15 protein-coding genes are annotated in these 14,951 nt (G+C 44.4%); 9 read left to right on the top strand and 6 right to left on the bottom strand.

Annotated features, from left to right (window positions below; genetic code table 11):
• Positions 1 to 125: 125 nt before the first annotated feature.
• The 4 genes from AS141_RS15150 to AS141_RS15135 all read right to left on the bottom strand — a co-directional run bounded on the left by AS141_RS15150 (position 126) and on the right by AS141_RS15135 (position 3,589).
• A complete protein-coding gene (locus AS141_RS15150; protein ID WP_057938524.1) occupies positions 126 to 1,196 on the bottom strand; it encodes a dipeptidase in 1,071 nt (356 codons plus the stop codon).
• Positions 1,197 to 1,199: 3 nt separating this feature from the next.
• On the bottom strand, positions 1,200 to 1,910 hold the full coding sequence (locus tag AS141_RS15145) for an SAM-dependent methyltransferase (protein WP_057938523.1): 711 nt from the start codon (positions 1,908 to 1,910) through the stop codon (positions 1,200 to 1,202).
• Between the two features lie 96 nt (positions 1,911 to 2,006).
• Positions 2,007 to 2,765 carry an alpha/beta fold hydrolase gene (locus tag AS141_RS15140; protein WP_057938522.1) on the bottom strand — a complete coding sequence of 253 codons (759 nt, stop codon included), beginning with the start codon at positions 2,763 to 2,765 and terminating at the stop codon, positions 2,007 to 2,009.
• A 104-nt stretch (positions 2,766 to 2,869) separates the two neighbouring features.
• Entirely contained in the window at positions 2,870 to 3,589 is a 720-nt protein-coding gene (locus tag AS141_RS15135) for a pyridoxine 5'-phosphate synthase (protein WP_057938521.1), read from the bottom strand.
• Between the two features lie 62 nt (positions 3,590 to 3,651).
• On the opposite strand from AS141_RS15135, the gene AS141_RS15130 reads away from it, so the two are divergent.
• From AS141_RS15130 to AS141_RS15095, 8 genes are all read left to right on the top strand, one after another.
• Complete coding sequence (locus AS141_RS15130) at positions 3,652 to 4,104, top strand: GatB/YqeY domain-containing protein (RefSeq protein WP_057938520.1); 453 nt, start codon at positions 3,652 to 3,654, stop codon at positions 4,102 to 4,104.
• Between the two features lies 1 nt (position 4,105).
• Complete coding sequence (locus AS141_RS15125; RefSeq protein WP_082632312.1) at positions 4,106 to 4,654, top strand: CvpA family protein; 549 nt, start codon at positions 4,106 to 4,108, stop codon at positions 4,652 to 4,654.
• Positions 4,635 to 5,216: an anthranilate synthase component II gene (locus AS141_RS15120; RefSeq protein ID WP_057938630.1), complete on the top strand. Its 582-nt coding sequence runs from the start codon at positions 4,635 to 4,637 to the stop codon at positions 5,214 to 5,216. The genes AS141_RS15125 and AS141_RS15120 overlap by 20 nt, the downstream gene beginning before the upstream one ends.
• Positions 5,217 to 5,432: 216 nt before the next feature.
• Entirely contained in the window at positions 5,433 to 6,167 is a 735-nt protein-coding gene (locus AS141_RS15115) for an RluA family pseudouridine synthase (protein WP_057938518.1), read from the top strand.
• Positions 6,168 to 6,324: 157 nt separating this feature from the next.
• Positions 6,325 to 6,822, top strand: a complete 498-nt coding sequence (locus AS141_RS15110; protein WP_057938517.1) for a SixA phosphatase family protein — start codon at positions 6,325 to 6,327, stop codon at positions 6,820 to 6,822.
• Between the two features lie 87 nt (positions 6,823 to 6,909).
• The gene (locus tag AS141_RS15105) at positions 6,910 to 8,484 is read left to right on the top strand and encodes a glycerol-3-phosphate dehydrogenase/oxidase (protein ID WP_057938516.1); all 1,575 of its coding nucleotides are present in this window, start codon (positions 6,910 to 6,912) and stop codon (positions 8,482 to 8,484) included.
• Entirely contained in the window at positions 8,481 to 9,980 is a 1,500-nt protein-coding gene (gene glpK, locus AS141_RS15100) for a glycerol kinase GlpK (protein ID WP_057938515.1), read from the top strand. The genes AS141_RS15105 and glpK overlap by 4 nt, the downstream gene beginning before the upstream one ends.
• A complete protein-coding gene (locus AS141_RS15095; protein ID WP_057938514.1) occupies positions 9,980 to 10,714 on the top strand; it encodes an MIP/aquaporin family protein in 735 nt (244 codons plus the stop codon). Before glpK ends, AS141_RS15095 begins: the two co-directional genes overlap by 1 nt.
• A gap of 255 nt (positions 10,715 to 10,969) precedes the next feature.
• Here the strand turns inward: AS141_RS15095 and AS141_RS15090 are convergent, their stop codons facing one another.
• Both AS141_RS15090 and AS141_RS15085 read right to left on the bottom strand, forming a co-directional pair.
• Entirely contained in the window at positions 10,970 to 12,490 is a 1,521-nt protein-coding gene (locus AS141_RS15090) for an IS1634 family transposase (RefSeq protein WP_057938513.1), read from the bottom strand.
• 195 nt (positions 12,491 to 12,685) lie between these two features.
• Entirely contained in the window at positions 12,686 to 13,825 is a 1,140-nt protein-coding gene (locus tag AS141_RS15085) for an acyl-CoA dehydrogenase family protein (RefSeq protein ID WP_057938512.1), read from the bottom strand.
• A gap of 410 nt (positions 13,826 to 14,235) precedes the next feature.
• Here AS141_RS15085 and AS141_RS15080 point away from each other — a divergent pair, with 410 nt between their 5' ends.
• Positions 14,236 to 14,928: a cyclase family protein gene (locus AS141_RS15080; protein ID WP_057938511.1), complete on the top strand. Its 693-nt coding sequence runs from the start codon at positions 14,236 to 14,238 to the stop codon at positions 14,926 to 14,928.
• Positions 14,929 to 14,951 lie beyond the last annotated feature (23 nt).

Below are 14,951 nucleotides of genomic sequence, written 5' to 3'. Positions count from 1 at the left end.
TCACCGATGGGAAAAATCGCAGGATATCACTGGAACACTGTTCCCACCGTAGTAAAAAAAGACTTCAAGAAAAAAGCCCTAAACCTGAGTGGCAAAGGGCTTTTATGATCAATAGCATAAAAAAGTCAGGCCCATGCTTTTCTTAGAAAATTCAGCCAGTTCTTTCGCATTACTTTTTCAATATCAGCTTCCGAAAAACCTCTTTTTTCCAATAAATCAGGAATAACGTTCAGATTTGTAATAGTCTTGAGATCAGCCGGACATTGCTCTGTGCCAAAGGCACCGTCCAAATCCGAGCCAATTCCTACGTGGTCAGCATTTCCTGCGATCTGGCAAATGTGCTCCATGTGGTCCAAAACTGTGCTTAAGGTAACATTTCTTTCTTGCGGAGTTGATTTTCCCCTTTCCCATCCAGGACTTAACATCCAGGCATCCATTGCTCCGCCGATCACCGCACCTCGATCGATCAATGCTTTGATCATTTCATCAGAAAACTGCCTGTTGTGGTTCACCAGCGCCCGGCAATTATTATGGCTTGCCCAGACCGGTCCACGGTAAATCTCCAAAGCTTCCCAAAATGCCAAATCGCACAGATGGGTGGTGTCCAGGATAATTCCCAACTCATCCATTTTGCGGATAAGTGCTTTCCCTTGGTTATTGAGAGGAGCTGAGGCATCTGTGCCATGCGCGTACCTGCCTGGCCCATAGTGGGCCGGGCCTAGGACACGGAGTCCCGTCTCATAGGCTTTTTCCAAATAACCCAAATCCACAATTGAATCCGCTCCTTCGAGAGAAAGTATAAATCCTACCGCTTTGCCGGTAGTATCCTCCCCGTTTTCCCAAAGGTCCAAGTGTGCATCCAATTCAGCAAGGTTTCTGATCTGCGTCATTTCGCCTTTATCCACCATCGCCTGGTACCAGGCGAGCTGACCTTGGGTTTGAGCCCAGGCCTGCTCCGGTGAATGCCAGCCGGGAAGTGAATTTCCGGGAGCCACATACCGTGCAATTTGTGTGGCGACAACCAATCCAATATTCCCTTCCCGAAGCGCAGGCAGAGAAACTACCGCATTACCACGATCGGGCTTATCTGTAAGCCCCTTTTCCCGGGCATTGATTTCTGAAACAGGAAGCGTCAGATCACGATTCCATTCCAGTGCATTCATACTCAGATCAAGGTGTGCGTCGATTGTAAACATGGATTAAAAGCTTTGAAGTATAAAAACAGTTGGGATCTTATGCAGATCAAGTGGAAGTTCCTTCCATTCCTGAGCGGTTTTGGTCAGGATCATCTCATCTGAGCCTGTTATGTTTTTTGCAATGCAAAGCTTAGTCTGCGGAGCTAATGTCTTCAATAAATCCTCCAGCAACTGGTTATTGCGAAATGGGGTTTCCATAAAAATCTGGGCTCTTCTTTCCCGAAGCGATTCGGCTTCCAACTTTTTGATTGCGGAAGATTTGTCTTTTTTATCTATGGGAAGATAGCCGTGAAAGGCAAATGACTGGCCCGAAAACCCGGATCCCATCAACGCCATAAACATAGAGCTCGGCCCGGAAAGAGGCACAACTTGAATTCCCTTTTTATGTGCATGCTCCACTGCCAAAGCTCCCGGATCAGCAATTCCCGGACAGCCTGCTTCAGAGATAATTCCGATGTCAGCTCCATTAATAAGCGGCTGCATAAGACGGTTGATGAACTCAGGAGAGGTACCCTTGTCCAGAATTTCCATATGGACATGGTCTAGATTTACCCCTAGCTTGAGACTGCTGATGTAGCGACGGGCAGTTCTCATGTTTTCAACCAGATAGACTTTGGTGTTGGTGATTACCTCTCTCACCTGAGGTGTAATGACAGCGTCTTGCGTGTTGTCTGCAAGTACATTCGGTATGAGGAAGAGTTTTCCTTTGGGCATTGGGTCGTTGTTTAAAAAAGAACGGAAATTTAGATGGAATAGGGCTTTTTAGGGTCAGAAACTTTTTCAATTACGTTGATATAGCCTAGATCATGCCTATTTCAAAAACTTTCTGATTTCCTCCACTACTGCATCTGGCTGCTCTGCATGTAGCCAGTGGGCGGCGTCTGCGATGAATTCCACCACATTATTGGGGAAAAAGGCATCAATATCATCAATATCAGATTGTTGGATGTAGCTGGAGTTAGCGCCAGCCAGAAAAAGAGTCGGACCGGTGAAGCTTTCTCCTTCAGGTAAGGCTTTGCCCACTTCGTTGATTTTTTCAGTGATTACAGGAAGATTGATTTTCCACTGGAATCCATCCGAATCCCTGCCTAGGCTTTTCAGCAAAAACTGACGGACACCGACTTCGGGGACATACTTGGAAAGCTCCTCATCGGCCTCTTTTCTAGATTGGATTTCATTTAGGTCCAGCGCATTCAACCCTTCCAGAATTCGCTGGTGGTGCACAGCATAATAGCGCGGAGCTATATCTGCAACGATCAGTTTTTCTACTTTGTCAGGATATCTCAAGGCAAAATTCATAGCCGTTTTGCCACCCATGGAGTGTCCCATCAGGTACGCTTTTTTCAGGCCTTCATTATCCATCAGCTCTTTCAGATCCTCTACCATCACTTCATAGTTCCAGTCATCTGACTGTGGCGAATCTCCGTGATTGCGTTGGTCTATTAAGTAAAGCGTGTAGTGATCCTTGAGTTCTTTGGATATACTAAACCAGTTGTCTGCCGAACCAAAAAGTCCGTGAAGTATAATCAATGGCTTTCCGGAGCCTGTTTTCTTAAAATTTAATTTCATTTTGACGTTGGGATTTGCGAATTACAGGTTGCGGGATCTTTTGATCCTCCTGCCTTCATTTCTTCTCTCTTACAATTTTCTGATTTTTCAAGCTTCCAATTCTGTTATTCAAGTTCAAGCTTCCTCCTATACATCTGGATTGTATTTTCCAGGCCATAATAAAGTGTATCGCAAACCAAGGCATGACCGATGGAAACCTCGTCAAGATAGGGTATACTTTGCTTCAGGAAGGCTAGATTCTGCAAGTCTAAGTCATGCCCTGCATTTAGTCCAAGCCCTAATTCCCGCGCTACTTCAGCTACTTTTATATAAGGCTTGACAGCGGTGTCCCGGTCTTTATGATAATTGGAAGCGTAAGGCTCCGTGTATAGCTCAACCCGATCCGTGCCTGTAAGCTTTGCGGGTTCGAAGTATTTGAGCTCTGGATTGATGAAAATGGATACACGCACGCCTGACTCATGTAATTCGGCCACAATATCTTTCAACATGCTCTGATTTGAGATCGTATCCCAGCCATTATTTGAAGTGATCGCGGTTGGTGGATCAGGGACCAGGGTGGCTTGCGCAGGTTTCACTTTCCGCACCAACTCCATAAACCGGTGGTCGGGGTAGCCTTCAATATTGAATTCTGTCCTGACTACTTTGGACAGATCAAGCACATCCTGGTAGCGGATGTGACGTTCATCAGGCCGTGGATGCACGGTAATTCCTTGTGCTCCAAAGCACTCTGCATCCATGGCGACTTTTACTACATTGGGATTATCCCCACCTCGGGCATTGCGAAGAGTGGCGATCTTGTTAATATTTACGCTTAGCTTGGTCATATCCGAGTCGAAAAAGGTATTTTTGTCTGAATTATTAGAAGTGTAACGCAAACTTAGGACTAATGAGTTTAAAGCAGAAAATAGAAAGTGAAATTAAATCGGCAATGATCGCAAAAGACAAAACCCGATTGGGCGCGTTAAGATCTATCAAGTCGCTGATTCTTTTGGAAGAAACCAAAAGCGGGGCTAAGGCTGAGATTACTGAGGAAGATGAATTGAAGCTTTTGACCAAAGCTGCCAAGCAGCGAAAGGATTCGGCGGATATTTATCAACAGCAAAATAGAGCAGACCTCTATGATGTAGAGATGGCTGAGCTGGAAGTGCTGCAAGAGTTTCTTCCAAAAGCACTGACAGATGAGGAGATTACCGTTGCGATTAAGGAAATAATTGCGCAAACAGGTGCTTCAAGTCCAAAAGATATGGGCAAAGTAATGGGCGTGGCCAGCAAGCAATTGGCTGGAAAAGCTGATGGCAAAGTGATATCTGAGAAAGTAAAAACCATACTGAACAGCTAAGTTGAGCATAATAGATATCATTATCGTGGTCATTCTGGGCCTGGGAGCCTATGAAGGATTCCGCACAGGATTTCTTCTTGGGGTTCTGGGTCTTTTTGGATTTGTGATCGCCGTGATCTTAGGTCTTTATTTTATGTCTCCGATGAATGACTGGCTGGCCGAAAATGTCACGGAATTTAATCTTGGCTTTCCGATTTTCGGTTTTATAGTGATTTTTATTCTTACCCTTCTGATCATCAAGATTGTGGGATGGATACTCAAGCAGCTAATGGACATGGTACTCCTTGGTCCATTAGATGCTACAGTTGGGGCGGTTTTTGGGGTGGTGAAAGCGGCCTTTTTCATCAGTCTGTTCTTTTGGTTGGCTAGTCTCTTCAAATTGGAGATGCCTGAAAAATGGACAAAGAATTCGGAGATGCTATATTTTATCGAACCTATTGCACCTGGTATTGTCGCAGCAATAGAGCCCTTTTTCCCAAGCATAGAGGAGAGTCTGGAGAAGCTGGATGAGATCGTGGAGAAAATCAAGGATGCTGCTGCTGATAGATAATTTTGATTCGTTCAGTTACATGTTAGCTGATTTGCTGAGACAGACGGGGGTGGAATTACTTGTTCTCCGCAATGATGTACCGCTGGAGGAAATCAAGAAACTTAGTTTTGATGGTCTGGTGTTATCGCCAGGGCCGGGAGTGCCCTCTCAGGCAGGTAATTTGATGGAAATTTTAGCCTACTGTCATGATAAAGTCCCTGTTTTGGGAGTTTGCTTGGGACATCAGGCGATAGGTGAATTTTTTGGGGCAAAATTAAAAAAGAACAAAGTTCCTACGCACGGGAAAGTCCATGAAGTATATATTACTTCAGCACATCTGTACACAGCGGGAATTCCTGCTGCTTTTAAGGTAACTAGATATCATTCTCTCCAATTGACAGATTTACCAGGGGAACTAGAAGTGATACTGGAAACGGAATTAGGTGAAGTGATGGGAATAGTGCATGAAAATTTACCGATTCTTGGGATTCAATATCACCCGGAAGCCCACTTGACAGAATATGGTCTGGAGCTGGTGAAGGGATGGGTGGAAAGCATTAAAGAGGGGATTCCGAAGGGATAATTTATCTAGTGTATTAGTAAAAATATCCGATAATTTACCTAGTTTGGGATTCAAATAGCTGAAGAATTCTTTCGCAGAAATTTACTTTGGGAAATTGCTCAAACATGATGACGCTATCCTGAGATCTCCCCCCTATAGAGCTTTTGGTCTCCTTTTTAAAGCTCCTGAAAATTCCCTTATTCAACTCCTGCGAAATTCTTACCTTTGTCATTGATTATGAAAAAGAAGCCATTCACAGTTGTCTATGAAGACAACCACCTTTTAATAGTAAATAAAGCTGCCGGCATATTGGTGCAGGGGGATAAGACGGGTGATAAGACTTTGACCGGCTACCTGAAGGAATATATTGCCAAGAAATACGACAAACCAGGAGCGGTTTTTTTACATCCTATACACAGACTGGATAGACCGGTAAGTGGCTTGGTGGCCTTTGCCCGTACATCCAAAGGGTTGGAGCGTATGATGGAGCTTTTCCGCAAAAGAGAGATCCATAAAGTGTATTGGGCGCTGGTAAAGAGAAAGCCAAGAGAAGAAAGTGGGAAATTGACGCACTATCTGGTAAAAGATGAGCAGAAAAACGTAGTGACGGCACACGACCGTGAAGTGCCCGGTTCTCAAAAAGCTGAGTTGAACTACAAGACTTTAGGCTTCATGAATGATCATTGGCTGATCGAAGTCCGCCCTGTATCAGGCCGTCCACACCAGATAAGGGTACAGCTGGCATCTATGGGTTGTCCTATACGCGGGGACATCAAGTATGGCTTCGCAAAGCCAAATCCGGATGCTAGCATCAATCTGCATGCATTTAATTTGGTGTTCGTCCACCCGATCAAAAAAGAGAAACTTTACCTAAGAGCCGCGGTGCCCGAGGAGGAATTCTGGGAGCAATTCCTGGAATATGAAAGCATCAAGACTAAAGACCAGCACTTGGATAATTCATTTAGCGGGTAAATACTTAACCTTTGGATTTTTTTGATCGCGAGGGTTTTTTTTACCGCAAGGAGTAGGCATGGAGGTTCCAATTTGCCAGGGTCCACGTGGAAGCATAGAATTTTTTGCTTTTTAGTGCTCCCTTTAAATCATTTACAGAATTGTTTAACTTTTGGGGATGAAATATATCCTCCTCTTTTTAATTGCTTCATTATTTGCAGCATGCTCTGGTAAGCAACAGCCCAAAACGATTTACATAGTCCGACATGCTGAAAAGCAGTTGACCGGAAATGACCCCGAACTTTCGGTAGCAGGAAATGTGAGAGCGAAGAAGCTCGCCCAGATTCTAGCTGATAAGGAGATTACCCATGTTTTCAGCACTGATTATAAGAGAACGCGATTAACTGCTGCTCCAACGGCAAGTGAAGCAGGGGTTGAAATAGAAATCTATGACCCGAAAAACCATGATGAGCTTGTCGGGAAATTACGGACGATGGAAGGAAACGTATTGGTAATCGGCCATAGCAATACGGTGGGGCAAGTCGTTAATTATTTTGTGGGGGACGGTGAGAACTATGAAAATCTGGAAGACTGGGAGTACGATTACATTTATGAGGTTTCTTTAGAGGAAGGTGGAATGTCCTCTGTAAACCGGAAAACCTATAAGGATTATTAATTTGAGAGGGGTTATGCGATTCTATCAGCGATTTGGGTTATTCTTTCCCAATTTTTTCCCTACCTTAAATCGGTATTTTTAATCAATATGAATCGCCCAGAAAACCTCAAACAATTACAGGACACCAGTAAAATATGGGATATTGCTATCATCGGTGGTGGATCCTCAGGCCTTGGAGTAGCATTGGATGCTATATCCAGGGGACTTTCAGTCGTTCTTTTCGAAAAAGCTGATTTTGCCAAAGGTACTTCCAGCCGGAGCACCAAGCTAGTCCACGGAGGGGTGAGGTATCTTGCCCAAGGTGAGGTAGGATTAGTCTTTGAGGCGCTTAAGGAACGGGGGAAACTATTGAAAAACGCTCCTCATTTAGCACATAACCAGCCGTTTATTATTCCTATTTTCACTGCCAAAGACCGGTTCATGTACAGTGTAGGCCTGAAAGTGTATGATTGGATGTCCGGCAGGTTGAGTCTGGGTAAATCTGAATTTATCTCAAAGAATGAAACGCTTAAACGACTTCCGGGTCTAAAATCAGAGGGACTTTATGGGGGCGTAGTCTATCATGACGGCCAGTTTGATGATGCCAGACTTGCTCTAAATCTCGCCCAATCCGCTGATGAAGCCGGTACCTGCGTGTTGAATTACCTCAGCGTGAACAGTCTGGTGAAAAATGATGCTGGCAAAATCACCGGATTGCATGTTTCAGATAGGCTTTCAGGAAAAAAATACGAAGTGAATGCGAAAATGGTAGTGAATGCAACCGGGGTCTTTGCGGATAAAATCCTGAAGATGGATAACCCCGAAGCATCAAAAATGATCCAGCCAAGCCAGGGAATCCATCTGGTTTTGGATCTTGAGTTTTTGGGAGGAAAGGATGCGCTGATGATCCCAAAAACCAGAGATGGGAGAGTTCTCTTTGCCGTTCCCTGGCATGGGAAACTCGTAGTGGGAACTACCGACACACTTCGTGAAAAGCCAAAATTGGAACCGGAAGCGCTACAAAAGGAAATTGATTTTGTACTGGAAACTGCCGCGGGTTATTTAGCGAAGACGCCAACCCGGGCCGACGTGAGATCTGTTTTCGCCGGTCTCAGACCACTTGCCAGGCCAAAGGAAGGCAGCACCAAAACTAAAGAGATCTCCCGGTCCCATAAAGTGATTTTATCTGAAAGCGGTTTGGTCACATTGACGGGAGGCAAGTGGACGACTTTCCGAAAAATGGGAGAGGATACCGTGGGGTACTTCACTAAAGTCACCGGAGAAAAACTGAATGAAAGTAAATCGCTGGACATGAAAATCCACGGAGCTACAAACCGGGTTCCTAAAGGACATTGGGGGATTTATGGTTTTGATGCGCAGTATATCCAAGACTTGATAAAGGAAGAGAAAGCCTGGGGTGCAAAACTGCATCCTGATTTCCCCAATATAGAGGCGGAAGTGATTTGGGCAGTGCGGGAAGAAATGGCCGTGAAGGTAGAAGATGTGTTGGCAAGAAGGATCCGCATGCTCTTTCTGGACGCCCAGGCAGCGATAGATACCGCACCCATAGTTGCCAGGCTGATGGCTAAAGAAATGGAGAAAGATGAAAAATGGATAGAATCAGAGTTGGCTGACTTTAACAAGACAGCGTCGAAGTATTTGATAAAAAATAACCCAAAATGAGCCAAAATAAACCCTATTTAATGGCTCTGGACCAAGGCACAACCAGTTCCAGAGCTATTCTTTTTGATAAAAAGGGCAAGATCGTTTCTGTTGCCCAAAAGGATTTCAAGCAGCATTTCCCTAAACCCGGATGGGTGGAGCATGATCCTGGCGAAATCTGGACTTCCCAGTCTTCTGTGATGATAGAATCATTAGTCAATAAAAGTATCAGAGCGGATCAGGTAGCTGCGATTGGAATTACAAACCAGCGTGAGACGACCATTGTGTGGGATAGGAAGACTGGCGAAGCGATATACAAAGCAATCGTCTGGCAGGATCGCCGAACAGCAGCGTATTGTAATGAGCTCAAGGATCAGGGACATGCGGAATCGGTAGTTTCCAAAACGGGTTTGATTATCGATGCCTATTTTTCAGCCACCAAAATCAGATGGATTCTTGAGAACGTAGAAGGGGCCAGAGCACGCGCTGAAGCGGGTGAACTTGCTTTTGGGACGGTGGATTCCTGGTTGGTTTGGAAGCTTACTGCGGGCAAAACCCATATCACTGACATTACCAATGCTAGCCGGACGATGCTTTTCAATATCCATTCGCAGGAATGGGACAAGGAGTTGTTGGATTTATTTGATATTCCCGGTTCCCTTTTGCCAGAAGTGAAATCATGTAGTGAGGTTTACTGCGAAACCGCCGGAGATGTGCTCAGCGTGAAAATTCCGATTGCAGGTATTGCCGGAGACCAGCAGGCAGCACTTTTCGGTCAGCTGTGCACTGAGCCCGGAATGGCCAAAACAACCTATGGCACAGGCTGCTTTTTGGTCATGAACACCGGCAAAGAGGCGGTGAGGTCAAAAAACCAGTTGCTCACCACAGTTGCCTGGAAGATTGGTGATGAAATCAATTATGCACTGGAAGGATCAGTATTTATTGGCGGAGCAGCTATTCAATGGTTACGGGATGGTCTTGAACTTTTCCGGCATGCGCGTGAAAGTGAACGGTTGGCGGATAGTATAGAAAGTAATGAGGGAGTTTATTTTGTTCCGGCACTATCTGGTTTAGGCGCGCCGCATTGGGATCAAAATGCCCGCGGGGCTTTTTTCGGAATCACCCGAGGTACGACTAAAGCACACATGGCCCGGGCAGCGTTGGAAGCGATTGCATATCAGGTTTACGATGTGCTCAAAGCCATGGAAAAGGACAGTGGAAAGCCCACGCAAGAGCTTCGGGTAGATGGAGGAGCCACTGCAAACAGCTTTTTGATGCAGTTTCAGGCAGATCTGCTGGATTGTGAAATCAAACGCCCTGAGATTATTGAAACCACGGCAATCGGCGCGGCATTTCTGGCAGGTTTGGCAGTTGGGTTTTGGAAGGATCGGGAAGAGATCAATTCACTTTGGAATGCGGATAAAAGCTTTATTCCACGGATGGAAAATGGAGAACGGACAAAATTGATTGATTTTTGGCATAAAGCGGTTGAACGCTCAAAAAACTGGATAGAATAATGAATGCATATCTAGCAGAATTAATTGGAACAGGCTTATTGCTCTTACTGGGTTCAGGTGTAGTGGCAAATATGCTTTTGCCAAAGACCAAAGGGAACGGAGGCGGTATCATGGCCATCACTACAGGTTGGGCGTTGGGTGTATTTGTTGGTGTGGTCGTTGCCGGGCCTTACAGTGGGGCACATCTCAATCCTGCTGTTACCATAGGTTTGGCTTTGACTGGGCAATTTGACTGGGCATTGGCTCCGGGCTATATAATAGCCCAGGTTTTAGGAGCGATGATCGGGGTGGGGATGGCCTGGCTGATGTACAAGGACCACTACGATGCATCAGTAGATGCCGGGCTTAAAGCAGCACCGTTTGCAACTTCTCCGGCCATACGAAATCTTCCTTTAAATTTTCTCTCCGAAGTGGTGGGGACTTTTGTCCTGATCCTTGTGATCCTGTACAATCAGGGGGTGGAAATCGGCGATTTGAATGAAACTCCTATAGGCATGGGGTCGCTGGGAGCAATTCCCGTGGCATTCCTTGTTTGGGTGATAGGATTGTCACTGGGTGGAACCACAGGGTATGCGATCAATCCGGCCCGTGATTTTGGGCCACGGATTATGCATTCCATTTTACCGATTAAGGGCAAAGGAAGTTCAGGTTGGGATTATGCCTGGGTGCCCATACTTGGCCCCTGTGTGGGCGCGGTATTGGCGGCCGGATTATATTTGATGGCAGGGGCGTGAGGAACTTTGAAGGCCTAGCTTGGGGTTTTTAGACTTGGTTGAAAAGCCAGTGTTTTGCGAAACACCCATAAAATTAGCGCTATGAATATCGAATAGAAGAAAATAGAATTGATTCACTGGATCACGGAGTTGGAGAATGAGAAAATTGTAGATTCACTTGAGGATTTTAAGAAAAATAGTTTTGAGGAAAGTCTTCCCGATCCTATGAAAAAGCCTGAAATCTGGACCCCTGTTTTGTGCGATGGGACACCCAAGCTAATTTTTCCTGATTGCTTGGATTAATTCCAGCTGCTCTGAAGTGGGTTTGAGAGGAATAGTGGTATAGGTTTTTGATTCTGGGAGGAGCACTCTTATTTGATACATGCTTTTGGTCAGTTCAATGGCTCTGTTTGCCGAGAATGACACTTTTGCCTTTTTGAGTAGTCTCTCGAGTTCCTTAAATACAGCATAGGAAACAAAGCAGATGCAGATGTGTGTATTTATTCTTTCGGGAATTCTGTGATAGATTGGCCGTATTCTGATATCTGTCTTGCTTATTCGAAAAGCCTTTTCAATGTGCCATAAATTTCCGTAGGCAGCTATGACCTCTTTGGCTTTCATATCGGTATTTGTCAGATATCCTTTCAATCCATCCCATCTGGCATCCAATTCATATTTTTCGTAATCAATAGCTACTTTAACCTCTGATTCCAGCTTGAGGTACTTGTTGTATCCCCTGTTATTAATACTGTTTTTGTCTATTTTTCCATTTTTGACCTTCTTCTCAAGCTTCTCAATCCCCTTTTTCCTATTGTGGGCATCTTTTTTCTGTCTCTTTTGAGAAAAGCTTACCACTAGCCGATAACCGTCTTTTTTCACCTCCCTAGGGTTGTCCTCGGTTAGTTCCAGTGCCTGGATTTCATCTTTGATCTGGTTGCTTTCACTTCTGACTTTACCGCCTAATACAAACTTGTAGCCGTTACTGATCAGCGCATGAATGTTGGCATTGGACAGTAAACCGGCATCAGCAATCACGATGGGCTTGCCAATGGAAAACTTCTTTTGAATATTTTCCAAAACAGGAATTAGGGTATACCCTTCATAGATATTGCCTTCAAAAATATCGTAGCCCAACGGGTAGCCCTGTGGACCGACCAACAGTCCAAGCTTGATCTGGGGGTGCTGATGTTTGCCATCTTTTGAATACCCGATTTTTCGAAGGTCGTCTTCATCAGGAGTCTCAAAATACAAGGTGGTCATGTCATAGAAAACTAGGCCGATCTGTCCTCCCAAAATCTGGGCAAAGTGCTTGAAAGTTGTTCTCTCAATCTTCTCCTTAAACTCTTTATGGAGCTTGTCCATATAGCGATAGATGGAGTAAACACTGACTTCTTGATTTTTGAATCTAGACAGGTAATCAACCGTTTTTAGCTTGGAACCCGGGTAAACAAGTCTGGACATAACCAATTCCCGGAATAAGTTGTCCACTCCGATTTCATGGTAACCTATTGATTCATAAACATTACCAAGAACACTATCCGGACCCACTAATTCAATTTCGTTATTGCCTACATTGGAAAGAATGGACTTCAAACTCTTGTCCCGATCATTTGAAAATAGAAAAGCTTGGCCTTGTATTTTCTCGATTTCAAGTTTGGCTTGGCGCTCTAAAATATCTAGTTCCATTTCATCAAAAGAACTCCCTATCGATTTGACTACTTTATTGATCCTGCCAACTTTCTGGATAATTTGGACACTGAAGCTACCACTTGAATTCTTTTTACGTCTCACGAACATGAACTAAAAATAAGCCGGGACACCCAAAATCACAAAATCAACATAATTAACTTACTATAATTCAACTAGTTAATTTTAAACTAAAGTATATCCGCACAAAACAGGAAATAGTTTTGAGGAAAGTCTTCCCGATCCTATGAAAAAGCCTGAAATCTGGACAGATCTCAGGCTTTTTTGATGCTGTTGAAGCTGGGGTTATTTCAAAATCTCCCGGGCAATTACCATCTTTTGTATCTCTGATGTTCCTTCACCTATGGTACATAGCTTGGAGTCACGATAGAATTTTTCCACAGGGTAATCCTTGGTAAAGCCATAGCCACCAAAGATCTGAACCGCATCATTGGAAACGGAAACAGCAACTTCGGAAGAGAAATATTTGGCCTGAGCTCCGGTTAGGGTTACTTTTTCTCCGCGGTTTTTGAGATCTGCCGCCTTGAATATCAATAACCTGGAAGCCTCTACCTGAGTGGCCATGTCCGCCAGTTTAAATGAAATCCCCTGAAAGGAACTGATCGGCTTGTTGAATTGATGTCTTTCCTTGGAATATTGGATGGATACTTCCAAAGCTCCCTCAGCAATTCCCTGGCCAAGTGCGGCAATAGAAATTCTGCCGCCATCGAGTACCTTCATGGATTGGATAAAACCGTTGCCCACCTCTCCGATAACCTGACGTTCGTGAACTTTACAATCAGTAAAGATCATCTCCGCGGTCTCGGAAGCACGCATGCCGAGTTTGTCCTCTTTTCTTCCACCTTCAAAACCAGGGGTCCCGCGCTCAACGATAAATGCTGTCATTCCATGTGCATCTCCAATCTCCCCGGTTCTTGCAATGACGACTGCCACATCACCTGAGACACCGTGGGTAATGAAATTCTTTGCTCCGTTGATAATCCAATAATCGCCTTCTTTTTTTGCGACCGTGCGCATGTTTCCGGAATCTGAACCTGTGTTTGGCTCAGTTAGCCCCCAGGCACCCAGCCATTCGCAAGTAGCGAGTTTAGGCAGATATTTTTGCTTTTGTTCCTCAGAGCCAAAAGCCATGATATGACCTGAGCAAAGGGAGTTGTGGGCAGCCATAGAAAGGCCGATGGAGGGGTCTAGCTTAGAAAGCTCCACTATTGCCGTGACATATTCCAGGTATCCGAAACCTGATCCGCCATACTCAGTAGGGATCAGAACACCCATCAATCCGAGTTCGCCAAGTTTCTTGAATAATTCCAAAGGGAAAAATTGCCTGTCGTCCCAGTCCTTCCGGAATGGAGTGATCTCTTTGGCTCCAAAATCCCGGATCATCTGGGCAATCATCCGCTGATTTTCATTTTGATCAAAGTTCATTGTGTTTGAATTTGGGTTTATCTCTTTATAAATCTAACTCCAAGATTCAGAATTAGTTTGGCATCAGCAAATCCCCAAGTCATGACTACACATTACCCAATGGGTTTGAGCAAATTATTCTTCTTCACTTAAGAAATTCTATGTGGTTTAAATTTCACCGTTATCCATTTCTCCAATTTTAATATTTCATTTTTATCTTTGTGGGTTATTTTTTACGAAATCAGCTGTATTACATTCTTTCTATCGTTTCCCACTCCTTTACTAATTTTGCAAATTCTTTCCATCACAAAGAATCTTAGAACTACTCGATAAGCTAGACCCGAATTTTCCAAACCAAAGCGCTAGAACTATTGATTAGGATAAGGGAACCTTTAAGGCTGCTTTTCTTTTTATGGAAGAAATAATTTTTTATGCCGGAAATCATTGACCTCTCACAGGAAATATATGAGGGTATGCCTATGCACCATAGCATGGCTCCTGTCAAAATCAGTGTCCACGCCACACATGAGCAATGGGCAAAAGAAATAAATCCACAAACCCATACCCCAAGTGCACTTAAGCTTGAAATGAGTGAACATACAGGTACACATGTCGATGGACTCAATCACATGGGAAAAGATTTTGCAAGGCAGACAATAGATGGAATGCCGCTTTCCATGTTTTATACTAAGGGTATTTGTCTTGATCTAACCCATAAGGGATTGCAGGAATTAATTGCCGTGGAGGATATTCAGCAAGCAATTCAAATGGCCGGATTGTCTGTTCTCCAGGGAGATACTGTTTTACTGTGCACAGACCATTATCGGAAATATTTCGGCACAGACAACTGGAGCAAAGGTCCTGGACTCACAGTCGAAGCTACCCGCTGGCTTGGGGCGCAGAAAATTTCCGCATTTGGAGTAGAAACAATGTCTCCGGGTATTCCTAAGCTTACTAACCAAGAAGTGCATCAAATCTGTGGAGAGATGGGATTTACCCATTACGAAAATCTAATCAACCTCCATCTTTTGATCGATAGAGGTAGATTTCGGTTCATAGGATTTCCTTTGAAGATCAGAGGCGGAACCGGCTCTCCGGTCCGCGCAGTGGCTGTGTTTGAATAATAGCTAGACAGCTTAAATGGAGG

The sequence above is a fragment of the Algoriphagus resistens genome, from assembly GCF_001442615.1.
Taxonomy (GTDB): Bacteria; Bacteroidota; Bacteroidia; order Cytophagales; family Cyclobacteriaceae; genus Algoriphagus; species Algoriphagus resistens.
This window is presented reverse-complemented; position numbering and strand designations above follow the sequence as displayed.